The following is a 15994-nucleotide window of genomic DNA, read 5'->3' as shown; positions in this document are numbered from 1 at the left end:
CTTGCTCCCGCCGGGCTGCGCAGCAGCCCTTGGGTTCCCCTCACCACCATGAACTCGCCAAGTCTCAAGTAAGCGCCATCGCACCGTTCAGAACATCACCCTCCGGCAACGCCACGTGCGGGCTGCCCGGCGTCAAAATGACCTTCCTGCAATCCTCCTGCTTCTTGTCGAAAAGCTTGTAGCCCTCGGCGGCCTGCTCCAGCGACATCCGGTGGCTGATGATCACCTCAGGGGACAAGCGACCGGTCTCGATATGGCCAAGCAGTTCGGGCAGATAACGCTGCACGTGGGTCTGGCCCATCTTGAAGGTCAGGCCTTTGTCGAACGCATCGCCAAACAGGAAGCCGTGGATGAAGCCGGCATACACCCCCGGCACACTCACCACGCCGCCGCGCCTGACTGCCGCGATGCATTGGCGCAGCGCTTTGCCGCTGCTGCCTTCGAGCTTGAGCGTAGCCAGTACCGTTTCGGTGGTGCTGCCCTTGGCTTCGAAGCCCACCGCATCGACCACACCGTCCACGCCGCGCATTCCTCTGGTCTGACGAATGATCGTGTCCGCAGGGTCGTCGTCTTCATCGAAGTTGATCGGAATCACGCCGTAGGTTTGCTGCGCGTAGGCCAGGCGATAGGGATGATGATCGACCATGAAGATCTGGTCGGCGCCCAACATCCGCGCGCAAGCGGCACTCAACAGACCGACGGGCCCGGCGCCGTAGATCGCGATACTCGAACCCTTGCCGATCCCTGTGTTGGTGACCGCTTGAAACGCGGTCGGCAAGATGTCCGAGAGGAACAGGACCTTTTCGTCCGACAGGGTCCCCGGCACCTTGAACGGCCCGGTGTTGGCCTTCGGAACACGTACGTACTCGGCTTGGCCGCCCGGTATGCCGCCGTACAGGTGGCTGAAACCGAAAAGCGCCGCGCCCGGTGGAATGGCCTTCTTGTTCAGGATCGCGCCACGCCCGGTGTTGGTGGTTTCACAGGCGGCGAACAGATCCATCTGGCAGAAAAAACAGCTGCCGCAGGCGATCACGAACGGAATCACCACACGGTCGCCGGGTTGCACTGCGGTCACCGCTGAACCCGTTTCCTCGACGATGCCCATGAACTCATGTCCGAAGATATCGCCGTGCTCGACGGCGGGAATTTTCCCGCGATAGAGGTGCAGGTCGGAACCGCAAATCGCCGTTGCGGTAACGCGCAGAATGATGTCGTCGCTGTCCACCAGGATGGGGTCGGCGACCGTATCGACTTTCACACTGTGGGCACCGTGATAGGTAAGTGCTCTCATGACGTCCTGCCTCTCTCGATAGTTGGTAAAGGGCAGAGGGGCGATTCCGGACGGAAGTTCAGAGAGATGACGGGCCGTGGGACTAGCGGTCGCTTTGTGTTGCGAGAGTACTTTTGGACGGATTCTGATAGCGCCGCCTGGGTGCTATCGCCGGCTTGTCCAACACCGGACGACAGCCCCTTCGCGCCCCTGCACCGGATCCCTGTCGGGAAATGGCAGGCTGGCGATCTTCGTCAGTTGGGCTTCGCTCGGTGCTTCACGGCAGATGTCGGCCTGTTGGCCGGGAGGGTAGGCGCCGACCACCAGGAAATCCTCGCTGGCGTGCAGGTTGCAGTGGCCTGTACCGGCGGGGAGCAGCAATACGTCGCCGGCTTTTACCTCAAGGACATGTCCCTGCGGACCGCCAATCATCAAGCGCGCCTGGCCACTGGCGACGCCTAGCACCTCATGGCCTTCGGTATGGTAGTGGTGGTAGCTGTAAATCCCGTAACGCCATTGCGGGGGCCAACCATTGGTGCGGAAAGTCTCTTCGATCAACGCCGCCGCATCGCCGTCCCGAACGGCAATGGCGCCGGGGTAGACAAGCACGGGCAGGCGCGGGTTGTTGGGTACCCAGCCGTTGCGTTCCAATATCAGGGCCTGTACGGAATCCGAAACTGCATTCAATGTGCTCATAGAACAATCTCCCGCAGGCTAAGCCTGCTCGTACACCGTCACCCGGTTACGCCCGGTCTTCTTCGACGTATACAGCGCCTGGTCCGCCCAGGCGATCAGGTCGGCGTGGCTGTTCGAGGCTTGGCTCAGGTCGGCCACCCCCAGGCTGATGGTGAAACGAATTCGTTGGTCGTTGTACATCACCACCAGCGCCTCTATGGAGTGACGCATGCGTTCGGCGAAAGTTTGCGCACCGCTGCTGTCGGTATCCGAAAGCACCACGCCAAACTCTTCGCCGCCATACCGCCCGACCACGTCGGAGTCGCGCGCGTGCTCGCGCAGCAGCCTGGCGACCTGCTCGATGACTTTGTCGCCGGCCTGATGACCGTAAGTGTCGTTGACCCGCTTGAAGTGGTCGATATCGAGCATCACCAGGCTCAACGCATTGCCATAGCGCTGGTGCCGGGCATAGGCGGCCCTGAGGCTTTCCTCCCAATGGCCGCGGTTGTACAGGCCCGTCAGGCGATCGGTACTGGAGAGCCGTTGCAGTTGCGCATTGGCGGCTTGCAACTGATGCCGGTTGGTGGCGACGTCGGTGACGTCATAGATCACCAGGCAGATATGCTTGATGTTGTTGTCGGGCGAGCGCAGCGGTAACAGCGTGGTGTTCTGGTACATGAATTCTTCATTGCCGGTGATCGGCTGATAGTTCTCGAACCGCACCAGATACGGCCGCTGCTCCCAGACGGTGAAGGCTGGCGTGCCGAGGGTAGCGACGCTTTCCACTTTGCGGCTGAACCATTGGCGATCGATTTCGGGGAACAGGCTGAAGATAAGCTGATTGTGGGCATCCTTTGGCTGCACCCCGGAGCGGTTCTCCATGAAGGTGTTCCAGACCTGCACGCGGTAGTCGCGGTCGAGCACCACCACACCGACATCGATGCTCTGAACCACGGCAAGCAACCAGTGAAACTCGTTCAGATCAATGGAATCGTTCATGGCTCAGTTCATCAGATAGGCGAGTTTGTGGGTCAACCGTTCGATGGAGTCCTCCGTGAACAGCAGCAATAGGTCGAAACGAATATCGTGCCCTTCCAGGCTGTAGCTGATTTCCACTGCCAGGGTTTTTTTCCAGCGCTTGCGGTTGACTCGGATCAGCTCATCGATCGCCGCGTGTTGGCCCAGAATCTGTGGGTGACCTTGAGAGAATCCCACATCGATCTGATCGGCAATGCTGGTCAGGCAAGCTCCGATCAGGACGCTGGAAAGGTCCAGCAGCATTTCCAGGTCGGAATAGTCGCTGCTCTGGCGTTGCATCAGGTGTGCGATGTCGGCGATTTCCGAGTCGTGAAACATCAGCAGGGCTTCACCCGCGATGCCACTGCCGATAAAACCCTGGCAGATAGCCGTGAGTTGCTGTGAGCTGCTGGCATCGTTCAGTGCCATATGCAGCTCACCGACTTCGAGGATGTTCACATTGGGCACTGGCAGTTGCACAAAGACGCCCAAGACCTTGGCGATCAGGGCGGCTGCCTGGCCAATGGCGACGTTGACTGTCTCGCGGAACACATCGTGAAAACTGATGGCCGTGTTCGTTGCCGAACGATTCTGCAGCGGCACCTTGCCGGGTTGGGTCAACAGTCCCACCCGGGTGAGGGTCTGGCACAGTTCGTTTTCGTCGAAAGGCTTTTTCAGGAACGCCAGTGCGCCCAGCTCGAGCACGCGGCGTACCGCTTCATCCTGGACGTCACCGGAGATCACGATGACCTGCGCCTTCAATCCTTCGGCGCGCAAAGCGCTCAACACCTGGTAGCCATCCATCTCCGGCATGGTCAGGTCGAGTAACACAACTTGCCCCAGGCCTTGGCGTATGGCGTCCATGGCCTGGCGACCATTGACGGCCTCGGTAACGGACACCGGCCAGTCCGCGGGCAGAGCACGTAGGACCTGTTTGCGGGCCATGTTGGAGTCGTCACACACCACTAGGGGAATCACTGACACAAATGCACTCTTTTTGGAGTTGGATATCAGGGAAACGCTTACATGCGTCATACCATAGGGTAGCAAAGACCCGCGGATGCACAGGATTTACCAGGAAAAACACCCAGCAGGCCGCCCGGATGGGCCGTTACGCGGTTTGCCCGGCCCCGTAGTACTTGTCAGCTGGTAAAACGAGAGTCCCGGAAAATTCATCGGAGCCGGCCGGTTGGAAGGGGCATCGTGACGCCCACTGAACGTCTGCTCCCGGGCGACCTCTGAAAGTAGTGCAGGGTGGCGATCTCGCTGCCCGTCAACACTTGGAGGACAGGCTCATATGAACATTCTAATGGTCCTTACATCCCACGATCAGTTGGGCGATACCGGCAAGAAAACCGGATTTTGGCTGGAAGAATTCGCTGCTCCCTATTACGTATTTGTCGACGCCAAGGCAACCGTCACGCTTGCCTCTCCCAAGGGCGGACAGCCGCCGCTGGACCCTAAAAGCGATGAAGAGGACGCCCAGACTGAGGCTACTCGCCGTTTTCGCAGTGATTCGAAGGCCCAAGCGGTACTGGCCAGCACGGTGCCGCTGGGCGAGATTGACCCCTATGACTTCGATGCGGTGTTTTACCCTGGAGGTCATGGACCGCTCTGGGATCTGGCCGAGGACACGGATTCGAAGACCCTCATCGAAGCCTTTTATGCCGCGAATAAACCTGTGGCTGCTGTTTGCCATGCCCCTGGCGTTTTCAAGAACGTTCAAGCCCCGGATGGCCAGCCTGTGGTGAAAGGCAAGAAGGTGACCGGGTTCACCAACTCCGAGGAGGAGGCCGTGGGGTTGACGCACGTGGTGCCGTTTCTGGTGGAGGACATGCTCAAAGCCAAAGGCGGCGAGTATTCCAAGGCTGCCGACTGGGCGAGCTATGTGGTCGAGGATGGGCATTTGATCACGGGTCAGAATCCGGCTTCATCCGAAGCTGCCGCCAAAGCGCTGCTCAAGCGGCTGGTGCAGGAAGAAACGGCCTGAGGACATGCCGCCTGTCACTACTGTCATCTCTGACAGTAGTGAGGCGAGAGGTTTTCACCCTATATCTGTAGCCCCATCCTTACTTTAAAAGAGAAATGGATATGGCTACGCAAAAGACAACCCGACAATAAAATCCTGGCAGCAGGGGGCTCCCTGGGGGGGAGCCTGATAACCGCCAACATCACATTGATGCGATTGCTTGAAAATAGCGCTCTGGCCCTCTAGTAAGCCCTGGCCCTGACAGACGCAGTTTGTAGTCTATAGTTTTCACCAGACCCGGAATCCTTTCGTGTGGCCGATCAGGAGCAATTGACTCCTTGAGCCGTAACCGCGTCGGATTCCCGCAAGCCGTCAGCAGTGAAGTGATGCAGGGAGCACACCATGCCGGTCCAACGGTCGAATATACTGAGGTCGGCCACTGATATCGCCCTTTCTGCAAACTCTGTTTCAGCTACCACGAACAGCCTGTTTCGGCGCGGGTTTGACCAAGCCAAAGAAATCTACATTTTATTTCCGCTGCTGGCGGTTTTCCTGTTGCTGAGCATCTGGGCGGCCACCTTGTACCTGATCAAGGTCGAACAGGTGCGCGCGCAGCAGAGCGCCGCCGCGGCAAGTGTGGAAATCGCGGCCACGTACGAAGCGCAAATCCTGCGGGCCGTGCGTGAAATCGATCAGACCCTCAAGCTCGTCAAATACACCTACGAGTCCGAAGGGGAACAAAACCCGCTGCCCAAACTCAAGGCGCGGGCACTGTTGCCGCCGCCTTTCCTGTTTGACGTCAGCGTGGTTGATTCGGATGGCCTGGTCGTCGCGAGTACGCAGCCGAGCGAGGCTGGAAGCAGGATCGCTGAGGATGAGCTGCTAGCGTTGAAGCGTGACAGTGCATTGTCGGTCAGCCGTCCCTGGAAAGATCCTGTAACGGGGGAATGGAAGCTGCGTTTCAGTCGGCGTCTCAATTCGGCGGACGGCGCGTTCTCCGGGATCTCGATGGTCGAGGTCGATGCGGCTTATTTCGTCAGTAGTTACGATGCCTCGAAACTCGGCTATCAGGGCACACTCGGGCTGCTCGGAACCGATGGCATCTTCCGCGTGCGGCGCACCGGGGAGGTGGTACTGGCCGGTGATACGGTCGATTACGTGACAGTGGTACCGGACGATGAAACCACCGAGGCGGTGCTCGCGATCAATGGATGGGACGGCGTACGGCGCTACACCAGTGCCCGCCAACTCTACGATTATCCGCTGGCGATCATTGTCGGTTTATCCGAGGAGGAGCAACTGTCGGCGGTGAATCGACAAGCACACACCTATCTGTGGAGGGCGGCGGGCGCAAGCCTGTTGCTGGTATTGTTGGTGAGTCTGTTGAGCCGGATGAGCTGGCAACTGGTGCAAAGCCGTTTGCGAGCCGCCGAAGCGAAAATAGCCTACGCCGAACGCGTCGAGTACCTCGCTTATCACGACGGCTTGACGTCGCTGCCCAATCGCAGTCTGTTCAGTAAGATGTTGAGTCAGAGTATCAGCGAGGCAAGCCGTTATCATCGGCAACTGGCGGTGCTTTTCCTTGACCTCGACCGTTTCAAGCTCATCAATGACACGCTTGGGCACGATGCCGGCGACCAGTTGCTGCAAGAAGTCGCACAGCGAATCACGGCCTGTCTGCGGGCTAGCGATACCGTCGCCCGACTGGGCGGCGACGAATTCGTGATATTGCTGCCAGAGCTGTCCGAGGACAAATACGTGGCGATCACCGCCCAGAAAGTCCTGTCCACCATTGCCCGGCCCTTTAACCTCCAGGGCCATGAGTTCCGTGTAACCGCCAGTATCGGTATCAGTGTCTTTCCGCAGGATGGCCTGGATGAGCAGACGCTCAAGAAAAATGCCGATATCGCGATGTATCAGGCCAAGCAACAAGGCAAGAACAATTTCCAGTTCTATTCCGAGAAGCTGAACACAGACTCACTGGAACGACTGACACTGGAGCTGAGCTTGCGCCATGCCCTGGAGCGTCAGGAGTTCCAGCTGCACTATCAGGCCAAGCGAGATATTCGCAGCGGCCAGATCACCGGCATGGAAGCGCTTCTGCGCTGGGATCACCCCGACCTGGGCATCGTCGCGCCGATGCAGTTCATTCCGATTGCCGAAGAGACCGGTTTAATCGTGCCGATCGGCAAATGGGTACTCAAGACCGCTTGCCTGCAAAACGTTGCCTGGCAACAACAAGGCCTGCCGCATCTGGGGATGGCCGTGAACCTGACTGCGCGCCAGTTCGCCGATGAGAATTTACTCACGGACCTCGCTGCGATACTGGCTGAAACCGGTATGGAGGCCAGTCTGCTGGAGCTCGAAATCGCTGAAAGCCTGCTCATGCAGGATGTCAAAAGAGCGTTGAGTGTGTTGACCGGACTTAAACACCTGAGGATCCGGATCGCCATTGATGATTTCGGTATCGGTTATTCTTCGCTCTCTGCCCTCAAGCAATTTCCGCTCGACTCCATCAAGATCGATCGCTCATTTATCTGTGATGTCACCAGTGTGTCGGAAGACAAAGCCTTGACCGAGGCCATTATTGCAATGGGTAGAACCCTCAGTCTGACCGTGGTTGCCCAAGGTGTGGAAACCAAGGAACAGGCCGATTTCCTCAGGGAAAATGCCTGCGACGAATTTCAGGGTTTTTACTTTAACCGGCCGGTGCCCGCCGATCAGTTCACGATGTTGCTGCAAGCACAGCCGGGATAGGCAAGGGTTCGACAGCTTGAGTCACGATGAGCGCTCATTGCGGATCGAGTGGCAGTGCCCTGACGCTGCCGTCCACCTCCCGAGCGTCGATGTAGCCGATGGTGTCGGGATTCTCGGCCACACGTTTCTTGACTTCTGCGCTGCTCGAAACAGCCTGCGGCGGCTGGCCCCGGCCAGTAAAGATGATTTTCGACCAGTGCGCCTTGAGCTGGGACGCGGACTTGCCGGTGAACGTTGTATAGAACTCGTCGCGGGTCGCCGAGTTCTCAGCCTGATCGATCGGAACGGCCTGTCTACCATCGGGGAAACGACTGATCTTGCCCAGGAAAATATCCGCCACCTGGTTGCGCCCGAGTGCCTTGACCGGGCTGGACGTGGCAACGACCACCACCACATCGGCCTTGACGGCGGCGCTGGCCGCGCACATGGCGAGCCCCGCTACGGCGAATCCGATGAGCCTCACGAACCACATGACCTGCTCCATCAGAATACAAAATCGATAGCTAGGCTGATCACGCTGAACGAGCCTCCGGACTCGAAGTCCGGCTCGGTATTGATCAACGGACCAACGGAGGCGCCCTTAAGACGGGTGTGATCGTACTGTAATTTGGCGTCCATGTTTTTTGTGAAATCCCAGCGCACGCCAAGGGAAAGCGTTTGCTGGCCTTCGTCCGAGCCCAGGATGGAATTGAGGGCACCGTTGAGGCTGGCCGCAGCCCCGGTGGAAGCCGTCAAGCCCGAAGCGCAGGTGTCAGACTCCGTCTTGGAGCGAGCGTAAGCGAGGTAGGGCGTGAACGCATCGATTCGGTAACCGCCGCTGACGTACCAGGCGCTTCTTTCGCCTAGCGCGGAACGGCTACTCAGGCGCCCCCATTCGCTCATGACGAACCAGTTGCCCGGATCATAGCTGGCGCCCACCCCGAAAAAATCGACGGGTGTGCCGTCGGAGTCGTAACGATCGGCGATAGCATCACCTTCTGCGCCGAATGCCCTGAATGCATCGAAGAGTGAGTTGAATTGCTCCACGGTCAGGTGGGTTCTCATGTAGGTGACGCGGGTGGTCAGGGCGCCGGACTCGGTGGTGTTGGTAATGCCCCAAAGGTTCCTCGCCATCGCCTTGCCGGCCCCGTCGGGTTGGCGGCTGTCGTGCTGGCCGTAATTACCCTGCACGGTGTTGGTGATTTCATCGACATGGAATCTATAGCTGAGGTCTACGCCGTCGCTGCTGGTGATTGGAATCAGGCTGTAGACTTCCATCGGCGGACGCACCCAGGGCAGGGTGTATCCCACTTTTCGGGTGTCGGAGAGCAGAAAAACCGGCAATACGGTGCGACCGACGCGTGCACTGGAATCCGGTGTGAACTGATACTTGATGTTGGCCCACTCGACGAAGGGGCGGTAGCTGTTGTCGTAACGCTGCTCGGAAATGACCTGCACCACGGCCGAAAGCTGCGGGGTGAAGGTGGTGGTCAGTTGGGCACCGATCAGGCTGTCGACGTCGGCGCTCCAGTTGCGTGAATGCCCTGCGCCATTGGGCTTGAAGATACTGGAGGTGAAGTCGGCTTTTTTCTCGCTGGAATGGACGATCCCCACCGTGCCGAAACTGCTCAGCGAGAACATATCGGCCGCGTCAGCACTGGCGACGCCGACGTACAGCGTCACGACTACCAGGGCCATTGCATTGGGCTTGTTTACCATGGGCTCAAGGTAACCTCGTTGCGTGGATCGCCATTCGTCTGTTCCTTGTAACGTTGGCTGAAACTGCGCGCTACCACGCAGCGAAGCGTTCTAGACCGTCAATTTGAGCGTAAAGGTCGCCCCTGTTCCCGGGCCATCGCTATGGGCCTCCAGCGAACCGCCCATCTCCATGGCCGCCAGGGCGCAACTGTGCAGACCAAAGCCATGGCCGTCCTTGCGTGTGGTAAAGCCATGGGCAAAGATCCGTGTCAGGTTCTCGGGCGCGATGCCTTCGCCGTTGTCGATGACCTTGATCACCAGGGTGCCTTCTTGGGGGATCTCGCTGCGCAGGATGATTTGAGGGGCAGACTCCGGCCGGTCATCCATGGCCCTGCTGGCGTTTTTTATCAGGTTGATCAGGATCAGCAACACCCGGTGCTTGTCCAGTTGCAGCACGGGTGTTTCGGCCAGGTTGCGCACCACGGTGATTCGATGCGCCGCGATGATGCCGGCGTTCATGCGCAGGGCATCCTCGATCAGTTCCTTTATCTGCACGGTTTCGACAAGGCTGGAGGTGCCTGCATACGATTGCTGGGCGGCGACGATTTCCTTGATGTGATCAACGCTTTTGCTCAGTTGGCCGAGTTCTTCGGTCATGCTCTGTTGTTCGAGGGCCAGCGCGTCCACCAGTTGGTTCAGGTAGCTGGGCAGAAGCTTGCCTTTCTCGTCGTGGGAGATGAAGTCGCCGAGGTCCTCGGCATGCTCGTTCATCATTTGTACCGCCTTGCCAAGCCCCAAGGCCTTGCTGGTGCGCAGCTTGCGGGTGACCAGGTCGGCGGAGATATTCACGCTATTGAGCACATTGCCCACGTTGTGCAGGACGTTGGTGGCGATTTCGGCCATGCCGGCCTGGCGTGCGGCCGCGGCCAGTTGAGTCTGGGCTTCGGCGGCGCGCAAACGGCTTTGTGCCAGTTGCCAGCTCATCCGGGCGAGCAAGCCCACCAACAGCACCAGTACCAGGCTGCCGCCCGCGGCGCGCCAGAGATAGGTTCGCGCTTGCTGGTTCACCGCGGCCAGTTGTTCTTCTTCGGACAACCCCACGATCACCGCCAGCGGCAAGTCATAGAGCTGACGGGCACTGGTGTAGCGCCGCACCCCGTCCCAGCCATTGACCGAGAGCACCGCCTCGGTGTTTTCAGTGTCCGGCACCACGGCGGTGTAATCGACCGTATCACCGGCCAGTACCGTTTCCCCGGTGCGCCGCACGCGGAAGATGCCGTCGGTGCCGAGGAGTCCGAGCGCACCCTGGTCGCCGAGTTTCGAGGCGTCGTAGCTGCTGACGAAATAGGCGGCATCGACCTCGACCCTGGCGATCCCGGAAAGCCCGCCATCCGCCGCGTTGAGTCGCCGGCTGAAGCGCAAGCGCCATTCTCCGGTGACAGGGCTTTTCCATGGGTGACTGATGGACAGTGAGTCGCTGTGCCGCAGCGTTTGCTGCTCATCCGGGTCAGCGATGTTTTCCCGGTCGTTGACCCGGGTGCTTGCCACGAGCCTGCCGTCCGGATTGACCACGCTGACGTCAAACACCAAGGCCGGCGGCAGCAAGGCCCGTTCCTGGAGGCGGCGCAGGGGATTAGGCTCACCCTCGGCTTCGTAGGTGTACTTGACCAGCTTGAGGGTTTGATCGATTTCGTGAATGGCGCGCAACATTTGCGCTTCGTAGGTGGCGCCCATCTCCTGGCTTGCCGTCGCCGCGCTCTGCTGTGCGCGGATATGTTCGACCTTGATCAGATACAGCGTCGCGGTCCAGATGGCCAGCAACAGGAGCGCAGCCAGCAACGGGAACAGAATGTAGGCTTCCTTGGCCTGGTCGAAGCCGCGCCGAAGGACGCCGGCTTCGGTAGCGCCATCGGCCTGCACGCGATGGACAGCGCCAGGGGCCAACCTCAGTGTCTCAGGCCGCTGGATCGGCATGGTGTGCTCCCTGCATTGTTCACTACCGAAGGCTGGTGGGCCCGACACGGTTACGGCTCGGGGGGTGTTGCTCCTGAGGGTCCGAGCGAAATCCTGAATCTGTCAGCAACTATAGACCACAAACTCTGTATGCCAATGTGCGAAGAGAGTTTCGATTGACTGGGGCTCGGAGGATTGTGTGGCGGGGGGATTTATCCCCTCGCCACAAGAGGTTCAGCGTTTGTCCTGGCGGACTCACACCGCTTGCTTGACCCTTCGATGCACCCACTGCGCCTCGTCCTGCAATTCGAGGACTTGCCAATGGAAGTGCTCCAGGGAGGCGCTGTGCCCGACGCTGATCAGGATCGTGTCCGGCAGTGTCTGCTTGAGCAGTTGATAGCAGCGCGCTTCGTTTGCCGCATCCAGCGCCGAGCTGCTTTCGTCGAGAAACAGCACCGTGGGACGGGCCAGCAGGGCTCTGACGAACGCGCAGCGTTGCTGTTCGCCGACGCTGAGGGTCTGTGCCCAGTCCCGTTCCTCTTCCAACTGCTCGGCCAGGTGTTGCAGGCCGACTTGCTCCATGATCTGGCGCAGCGCGCCATCCTCTTCGCGGCGGGGTGGGTTGGGGTACCAGAGTGCTTCGCGCAGGCTGCCCAACGGCAGGTAGGGTTTCTGCGAAAGTGTCAGGGCACGCTCACGGTCATAGCCGCTTGAGCCGCGAGCGTGATGCCAAAGCCCGGTAATCGTGCGGATCAGCGTCGATTTGCCGTAGCCGGACGGCGCACTGATCATCAGGCTGTCACCGGGCTTGAGGGAAAGGTTGAAGCCTTTGAACAATGGCCGGCCGTTCGGCAACCAGATGTCCAGGTCCTTGATGTCGAGGCCGCTGGCTTGCTGCTCGAACCTGACCTGGGACTTGACCTCGACGTTGTCCAGGCGCTCCTGGAAGCCGACCAGCCGGTCGATCACCGATTTCCATTCAGACAGTTCCGGAAACACGCTCACCAGGTAGGCGATGGCCGCGTGCACCTCGCCAAAGGCTGCGCTTATCTGTGTCAGGCGGCCGAGGGGGAAGGCCCCGGCAAAGAACTGTGGCGCCATGATGAACATCGGGATGACCGTCGCGCTGCGCAAGTAGAAGGTCGAGTAGCCCATGATCAGCTTCTGTTTCTTCACCAGCGCCCAGAAGTTCTCCAGCGCCGCCTCCAGGCGTTGGTTGAAGCGTTCGTTCTCCACGACTTCGCCTCGGTAATGCGCCACTGAGTCAGCGTTCTCCCGCAGGCGGATGAGCGAGAAACGGAAATCCGCTTCACGCCGCTGCTGCATGAAATTGAGGCTGGGCAACGCGCGTCCCAACCAGAAGGCCAGGCCGGTGCCCAGCAGTGCATACAGCAGGGCGATCCACACCAGCAGTCCCGGAATGACCACCGACTGGTCGTTGAACGGCACGCTGACGAGGCTGGAAGCCTGCCAGAGGATATGCAGGAAGGAAAACAGCGACACCACCGACGTCAACAGGCCCAAGCTCAACTTGAGCGACTTGACGATAAACAGGTCGATGTCCTCGGCAATCCGCTGGTCGGGGTTGTCGACGTCGGTCTCGGTCAGTTTCAGCTTCTGGTAGCGCTGGCTGCCCAGCCATTGATCGAGCATGTTGCGGGTCGCCCAGCGCCGCCAGCGGATGGTCAGCTTCTGCTGGAAGTGGAACGCGCCCACGGTAAAGGCGGCCATGCCGATCTGCAGGAGGATGAACTGCAGGCTGCCCACGATGAAGCCGTGGTAGTCCAGGGCCTGCAAGGCGTTATAGAAATGCAGGTTCCAGAAGTTGGTGAGGATATTGACGCCAACCAGGCACAGGGTCATCGCCACGGTAGCCAACAGCAGCAACAGGGCCGGGTATTTCTCCTCGGATGCCCAGAAAGGCCGCGCGAGACGCCAGAAATTGCGAAGTGTGTGCATGGGGTCTTGATGAGCCTGGTCGCTAACGACGTTGAGTTTGCAGGGGAGGGAGGATAGGATCAGCCAATGCTAATCGTTTGCATTAATTAGGGAAAGCCACGGGAGCCCCGTTATCGAATTTCCAGAATGGCTTAACCAGGCCTGGCCGCCGATACAGCGGGTCATCCGGCAGGAACCTGGCGATCAGCCTTGCGTCGCGTTGAGCCAGCTTGCCGACCCTGCGGTACTGCAACCCTTGCTGGCCCGGTTTGCCTTGCGTTACCCAGGGGTGAACCGCGCCGCCGTGGTTTCACAGTGGTCGATGAACTACATGAGCCTTGTCCTGCCGGCCACCCTGGCCTGTGTGCTTACGCGCCATTGCGCGATCGAGTTCTGGGGCGAGGACGCGGTGCTGTTGCACGACGACGGTCAACCTTCGGCGTTGGGCCTGGCCGCCGGGCTGTCGGCCTTGGGCGCGGATGGCCGGGCAGTGTATTGGTCGCGGTTGGTCCACGAGCACCTGGCGCCGTTGTTCGGCACCCTGGCCGCTGCCGGTGGCCTGGCTCCGAAGATATTGTGGGGCAACTTCGTCGCCATCTGGGACGGGGCGTTCGCCAGGATGGACCCCGACCTGTCCAGGGACGGCTTCGCCGAGGCGCACCAGTGGCTGGAACCGGTCACGGTCAACGATGGACGCTTGAAGTTGCGCGGCCTGCAACGCATGGTCGAGTCACCGGCACCGCAGATTTGCCCGTGCCTGCCCTTGCGCCGGCATTGCTGCCTGCATTACCAACTGCACGAACCGGTCGAAGGCCAACCGCCGGTGCTCTGCGAATCCTGCCCCAAGCTGCACCGCCTGCCGCTGGCAGAGCAGGTGAGCTATCTGCGTTACATCTATGAGGAGGGTTGAGCGCGAGTTCAATCCTTACCCCCCTTGGTTTTTCTGGCACAGCAAGTCCCTGTGGGAGCGAGCCTGCTCGCGATAGCGGCGGGTCAGCTGGCATCAATGCTGAATGTGCCGACGCCATCGCGAGCAAGCTCGTTCCCACATTTGGACTGGGGGGCGCCCTGGAATGGGGGGCGCACTCTCAGGTGGACAGCATTTCAGCCAGGCGCGGCGTATCAGCCTGCGGAGCGACTTCGCTGAGCTTGCCATGTTCGATGCGGATCAGCCGGTCGGCCAGGCCGAAGTAGGCGTCGTCGTGGGAAATCACGATCAGTAATCTGCCGCGCTCGCGCAGATCCGGCAGGATCCGGGTGTAGAAAAAGTGCTTGAACACCGGGTCCTGGTCGGCCGCCCATTCGTCGAACAGATAGCAGGGGCGATCATCCAGGTACGCACTGAGCAGCGCCAGGCGCTTGCGTTGCCCGGTGGACAGCGCCAGCGTCGTCAGTTTGCCTTCCTCGATTTTCACCTTGTGGTCCAACTGCAAGTGCACCAGATAGTCCTGGGCCTGTTTCATCAGGTGCGGGTCATCGCCATCGAACAGGTTCTCGAACAGGCAGAAGTCGGTGAAGATCGCCGAGAAATGCTGCCGGTAATGGTGATTGTCGTTGCTCGAGGACACTTGCTCGTCGAGCATGATGTCGCCGCTTTCGGGCCGGTACAGCCCGGTCAGCAGCAAGGCCAGGGTGGTCTTGCCGCTGCCGTTGCCACCGGTGATGAACACCACTTCGCCGGCATTGAGGGTCAGGTCGATGGGCCCCAGGGTGAAATGCCCGTCCTCGCGCTCGCGGTAGTAGGTATGGGTGACCTGGCGGCACACCAGGCTGCGAACCTGGGTCGGCGAGATCGTGTCGATGCTCTCGTCAGCGGTTTGCATCTGGCCTTCCAGGGCGCGGATCTTGTTCAGGGCCACGCTGGCCCGGCCTAGAGTCGGCAAGGCATGCATCAGTTCCGACAGCGGCGTGATCATGTAGAGGATCGCCAGGATATAACCGGTGACCAGGCTTACGCCCAGGTCGATGAAATGCGGCGCGGCGAACAGCACCACGCCGATCAGCAGGTAGAACACCGCGTTACCCCAGTTCAGCACCAGGGCGTAGATGCTCATGCCGCGTACGAAGTCGCGACGGTATTGCTGGCTGACCGGTATCAGCAGGCGGGTGAAGAAATGTTGCCGGCGTGGATGGTTGAGTTGCAGTTCCTTGCTGCCATCGGTGAGCAGGCGGTATTGATTGAACAACTGGTCCTTGAGTTCGCGGGCACGGGAGATCGAGGTCAGTGCCCGGCGTTGCGGCCAGTGAAAACTCAGGCTGCCCAGGGCGATCAGCAGCAGCGTCAGGCCCAGCAGCGGCATGCTGAGCCAGCCCAGGTAGCCGAGGCACGCGGCGATGATCCCGACGTTGACCAGCAGGATCGGCACCAATTCCACCGCCTGGCTGATGGTTTGCGTATCGTCGGTGAGCATCGCCAGCAGGCGATGCTTGCCCAGGCGCTGCAATTGCGCGTAGGGCGTATCGATCAGCTTGGCGCTCAGGTGCAGGCGCATGTCGTTGACCGCGGCCTGGCCCAGGCGCAGCAGGCTGATGTCGGAGACGATCCGCGACACCGCGACCAACACCACCAGGCCGGCGAAGAGCAGGCCATCCGCCGGGCGCAGCTTATCGAACACCTCCAGGCTGTGGTTGATGTTGGCGATCAGGCCGGCCGCCGCGAGCCCGCAGGTCAGCCCCGTCAGGGTCGCCACCAGCAGTGCCCGCCATGAGCGTTTAGCCATGAGTAACAACAGATCCAT

Annotated in this window: 12 protein-coding genes; 3 read left to right on the top strand and 9 right to left on the bottom strand. The window is 60.1% G+C overall.

What is annotated here, in order from left to right; genetic code table 11:
* Positions 1-64: 64 nt before the first annotated feature.
* The 4 genes from AC30D9_RS03505 to AC30D9_RS03490 form a co-directional block, all read right to left on the bottom strand.
* Positions 65-1291, bottom strand: coding sequence for a zinc-dependent alcohol dehydrogenase (locus AC30D9_RS03505; RefSeq protein ID WP_490143437.1), 1227 nt, complete (start codon positions 1289-1291; stop codon positions 65-67).
* Positions 1292-1435: 144 nt separating this feature from the next.
* Positions 1436-1966: a cupin domain-containing protein gene (locus AC30D9_RS03500; protein ID WP_134924694.1), complete on the bottom strand. Its 531-nt coding sequence runs from the start codon at positions 1964-1966 to the stop codon at positions 1436-1438.
* Positions 1967-1984: 18 nt separating this feature from the next.
* The gene (locus tag AC30D9_RS03495; protein ID WP_134924693.1) at positions 1985-2944 is read right to left on the bottom strand and encodes a sensor domain-containing diguanylate cyclase; all 960 of its coding nucleotides are present in this window, start codon (positions 2942-2944) and stop codon (positions 1985-1987) included.
* Positions 2945-2947: 3 nt separating this feature from the next.
* Positions 2948-3946 (bottom strand): response regulator, encoded by a 999-nt coding sequence (locus AC30D9_RS03490; RefSeq protein ID WP_490143436.1) that lies wholly within the window; start codon positions 3944-3946, stop codon positions 2948-2950.
* 313 nt (positions 3947-4259) lie between these two features.
* Here AC30D9_RS03490 and AC30D9_RS03485 point away from each other — a divergent pair, with 313 nt between their 5' ends.
* Together AC30D9_RS03485 and AC30D9_RS03480 are read left to right on the top strand one after the other, a co-directional pair.
* Entirely contained in the window at positions 4260-4952 is a 693-nt protein-coding gene (locus AC30D9_RS03485; protein WP_490143435.1) for a type 1 glutamine amidotransferase domain-containing protein, read from the top strand.
* 381 nt (positions 4953-5333) lie between these two features.
* Positions 5334-7688 carry a putative bifunctional diguanylate cyclase/phosphodiesterase gene (locus tag AC30D9_RS03480; RefSeq protein ID WP_490143434.1) on the top strand — a complete coding sequence of 785 codons (2355 nt, stop codon included), beginning with the start codon at positions 5334-5336 and terminating at the stop codon, positions 7686-7688.
* Between the two features lie 34 nt (positions 7689-7722).
* On the opposite strand, the gene AC30D9_RS03475 is transcribed toward AC30D9_RS03480, so the two are convergent.
* From AC30D9_RS03475 to AC30D9_RS03460, 4 genes are all read right to left on the bottom strand, one after another.
* Positions 7723-8160 carry a type 2 periplasmic-binding domain-containing protein gene (locus AC30D9_RS03475; RefSeq protein ID WP_490143433.1) on the bottom strand — a complete coding sequence of 146 codons (438 nt, stop codon included), beginning with the start codon at positions 8158-8160 and terminating at the stop codon, positions 7723-7725.
* A gap of 11 nt (positions 8161-8171) precedes the next feature.
* Positions 8172-9386, bottom strand: a complete 1215-nt coding sequence (locus AC30D9_RS03470; protein WP_307571934.1) for a porin — start codon at positions 9384-9386, stop codon at positions 8172-8174.
* A 90-nt stretch (positions 9387-9476) separates the two neighbouring features.
* Positions 9477-11339: an ATP-binding protein gene (locus AC30D9_RS03465; RefSeq protein ID WP_490143432.1), complete on the bottom strand. Its 1863-nt coding sequence runs from the start codon at positions 11337-11339 to the stop codon at positions 9477-9479.
* A gap of 234 nt (positions 11340-11573) precedes the next feature.
* Complete coding sequence (locus AC30D9_RS03460; protein WP_134924689.1) at positions 11574-13277, bottom strand: ABC transporter ATP-binding protein/permease; 1704 nt, start codon at positions 13275-13277, stop codon at positions 11574-11576.
* Between the two features lie 199 nt (positions 13278-13476).
* On the opposite strand from AC30D9_RS03460, the gene fhuF reads away from it, so the two are divergent.
* On the top strand, positions 13477-14166 hold the full coding sequence (gene fhuF / locus AC30D9_RS03455; protein WP_490143431.1) for a siderophore-iron reductase FhuF: 690 nt from the start codon (positions 13477-13479) through the stop codon (positions 14164-14166).
* 178 nt (positions 14167-14344) lie between these two features.
* On the opposite strand, the gene AC30D9_RS03450 is transcribed toward fhuF, so the two are convergent.
* Positions 14345-15994 carry a cyclic peptide export ABC transporter gene (locus tag AC30D9_RS03450; protein WP_490143430.1) on the bottom strand — a complete coding sequence of 550 codons (1650 nt, stop codon included), beginning with the start codon at positions 15992-15994 and terminating at the stop codon, positions 14345-14347.

Source organism: Pseudomonas sp. DF11 (assembly GCF_058148565.1).
This window is presented reverse-complemented; position numbering and strand designations above follow the sequence as displayed.

Bases quoted from the DNA above. Each gene is read 5' to 3' on its own strand.
- AC30D9_RS03465 (WP_490143432.1), bottom strand. From the start codon at position 11,339: ATGCCGATCCAGCGGCCTGAGACACTGAGGTTGGCCCCTGGCGCTGTC.
- AC30D9_RS03450 (WP_490143430.1), bottom strand. From the start codon at position 15,994: ATGGATCTGTTGTTACTCATGGCTAAACGCTCATGGCGGGCACTGCTG.
- AC30D9_RS03500 (WP_134924694.1), bottom strand. From the start codon at position 1,966: ATGAGCACATTGAATGCAGTTTCGGATTCCGTACAGGCCCTGATATTG.
- AC30D9_RS03470 (WP_307571934.1), bottom strand. From the start codon at position 9,386: ATGGTAAACAAGCCCAATGCAATGGCCCTGGTAGTCGTGACGCTGTAC.
- AC30D9_RS03485 (WP_490143435.1), top strand. From the start codon at position 4,260: ATGAACATTCTAATGGTCCTTACATCCCACGATCAGTTGGGCGATACC.
- AC30D9_RS03475 (WP_490143433.1), bottom strand. From the start codon at position 8,160: ATGTGGTTCGTGAGGCTCATCGGATTCGCCGTAGCGGGGCTCGCCATG.
- AC30D9_RS03480 (WP_490143434.1), top strand. From the start codon at position 5,334: ATGCCGGTCCAACGGTCGAATATACTGAGGTCGGCCACTGATATCGCC.
- AC30D9_RS03495 (WP_134924693.1), bottom strand. From the start codon at position 2,944: ATGAACGATTCCATTGATCTGAACGAGTTTCACTGGTTGCTTGCCGTG.
- AC30D9_RS03460 (WP_134924689.1), bottom strand. From the start codon at position 13,277: ATGCACACACTTCGCAATTTCTGGCGTCTCGCGCGGCCTTTCTGGGCA.
- AC30D9_RS03505 (WP_490143437.1), bottom strand. From the start codon at position 1,291: ATGAGAGCACTTACCTATCACGGTGCCCACAGTGTGAAAGTCGATACG.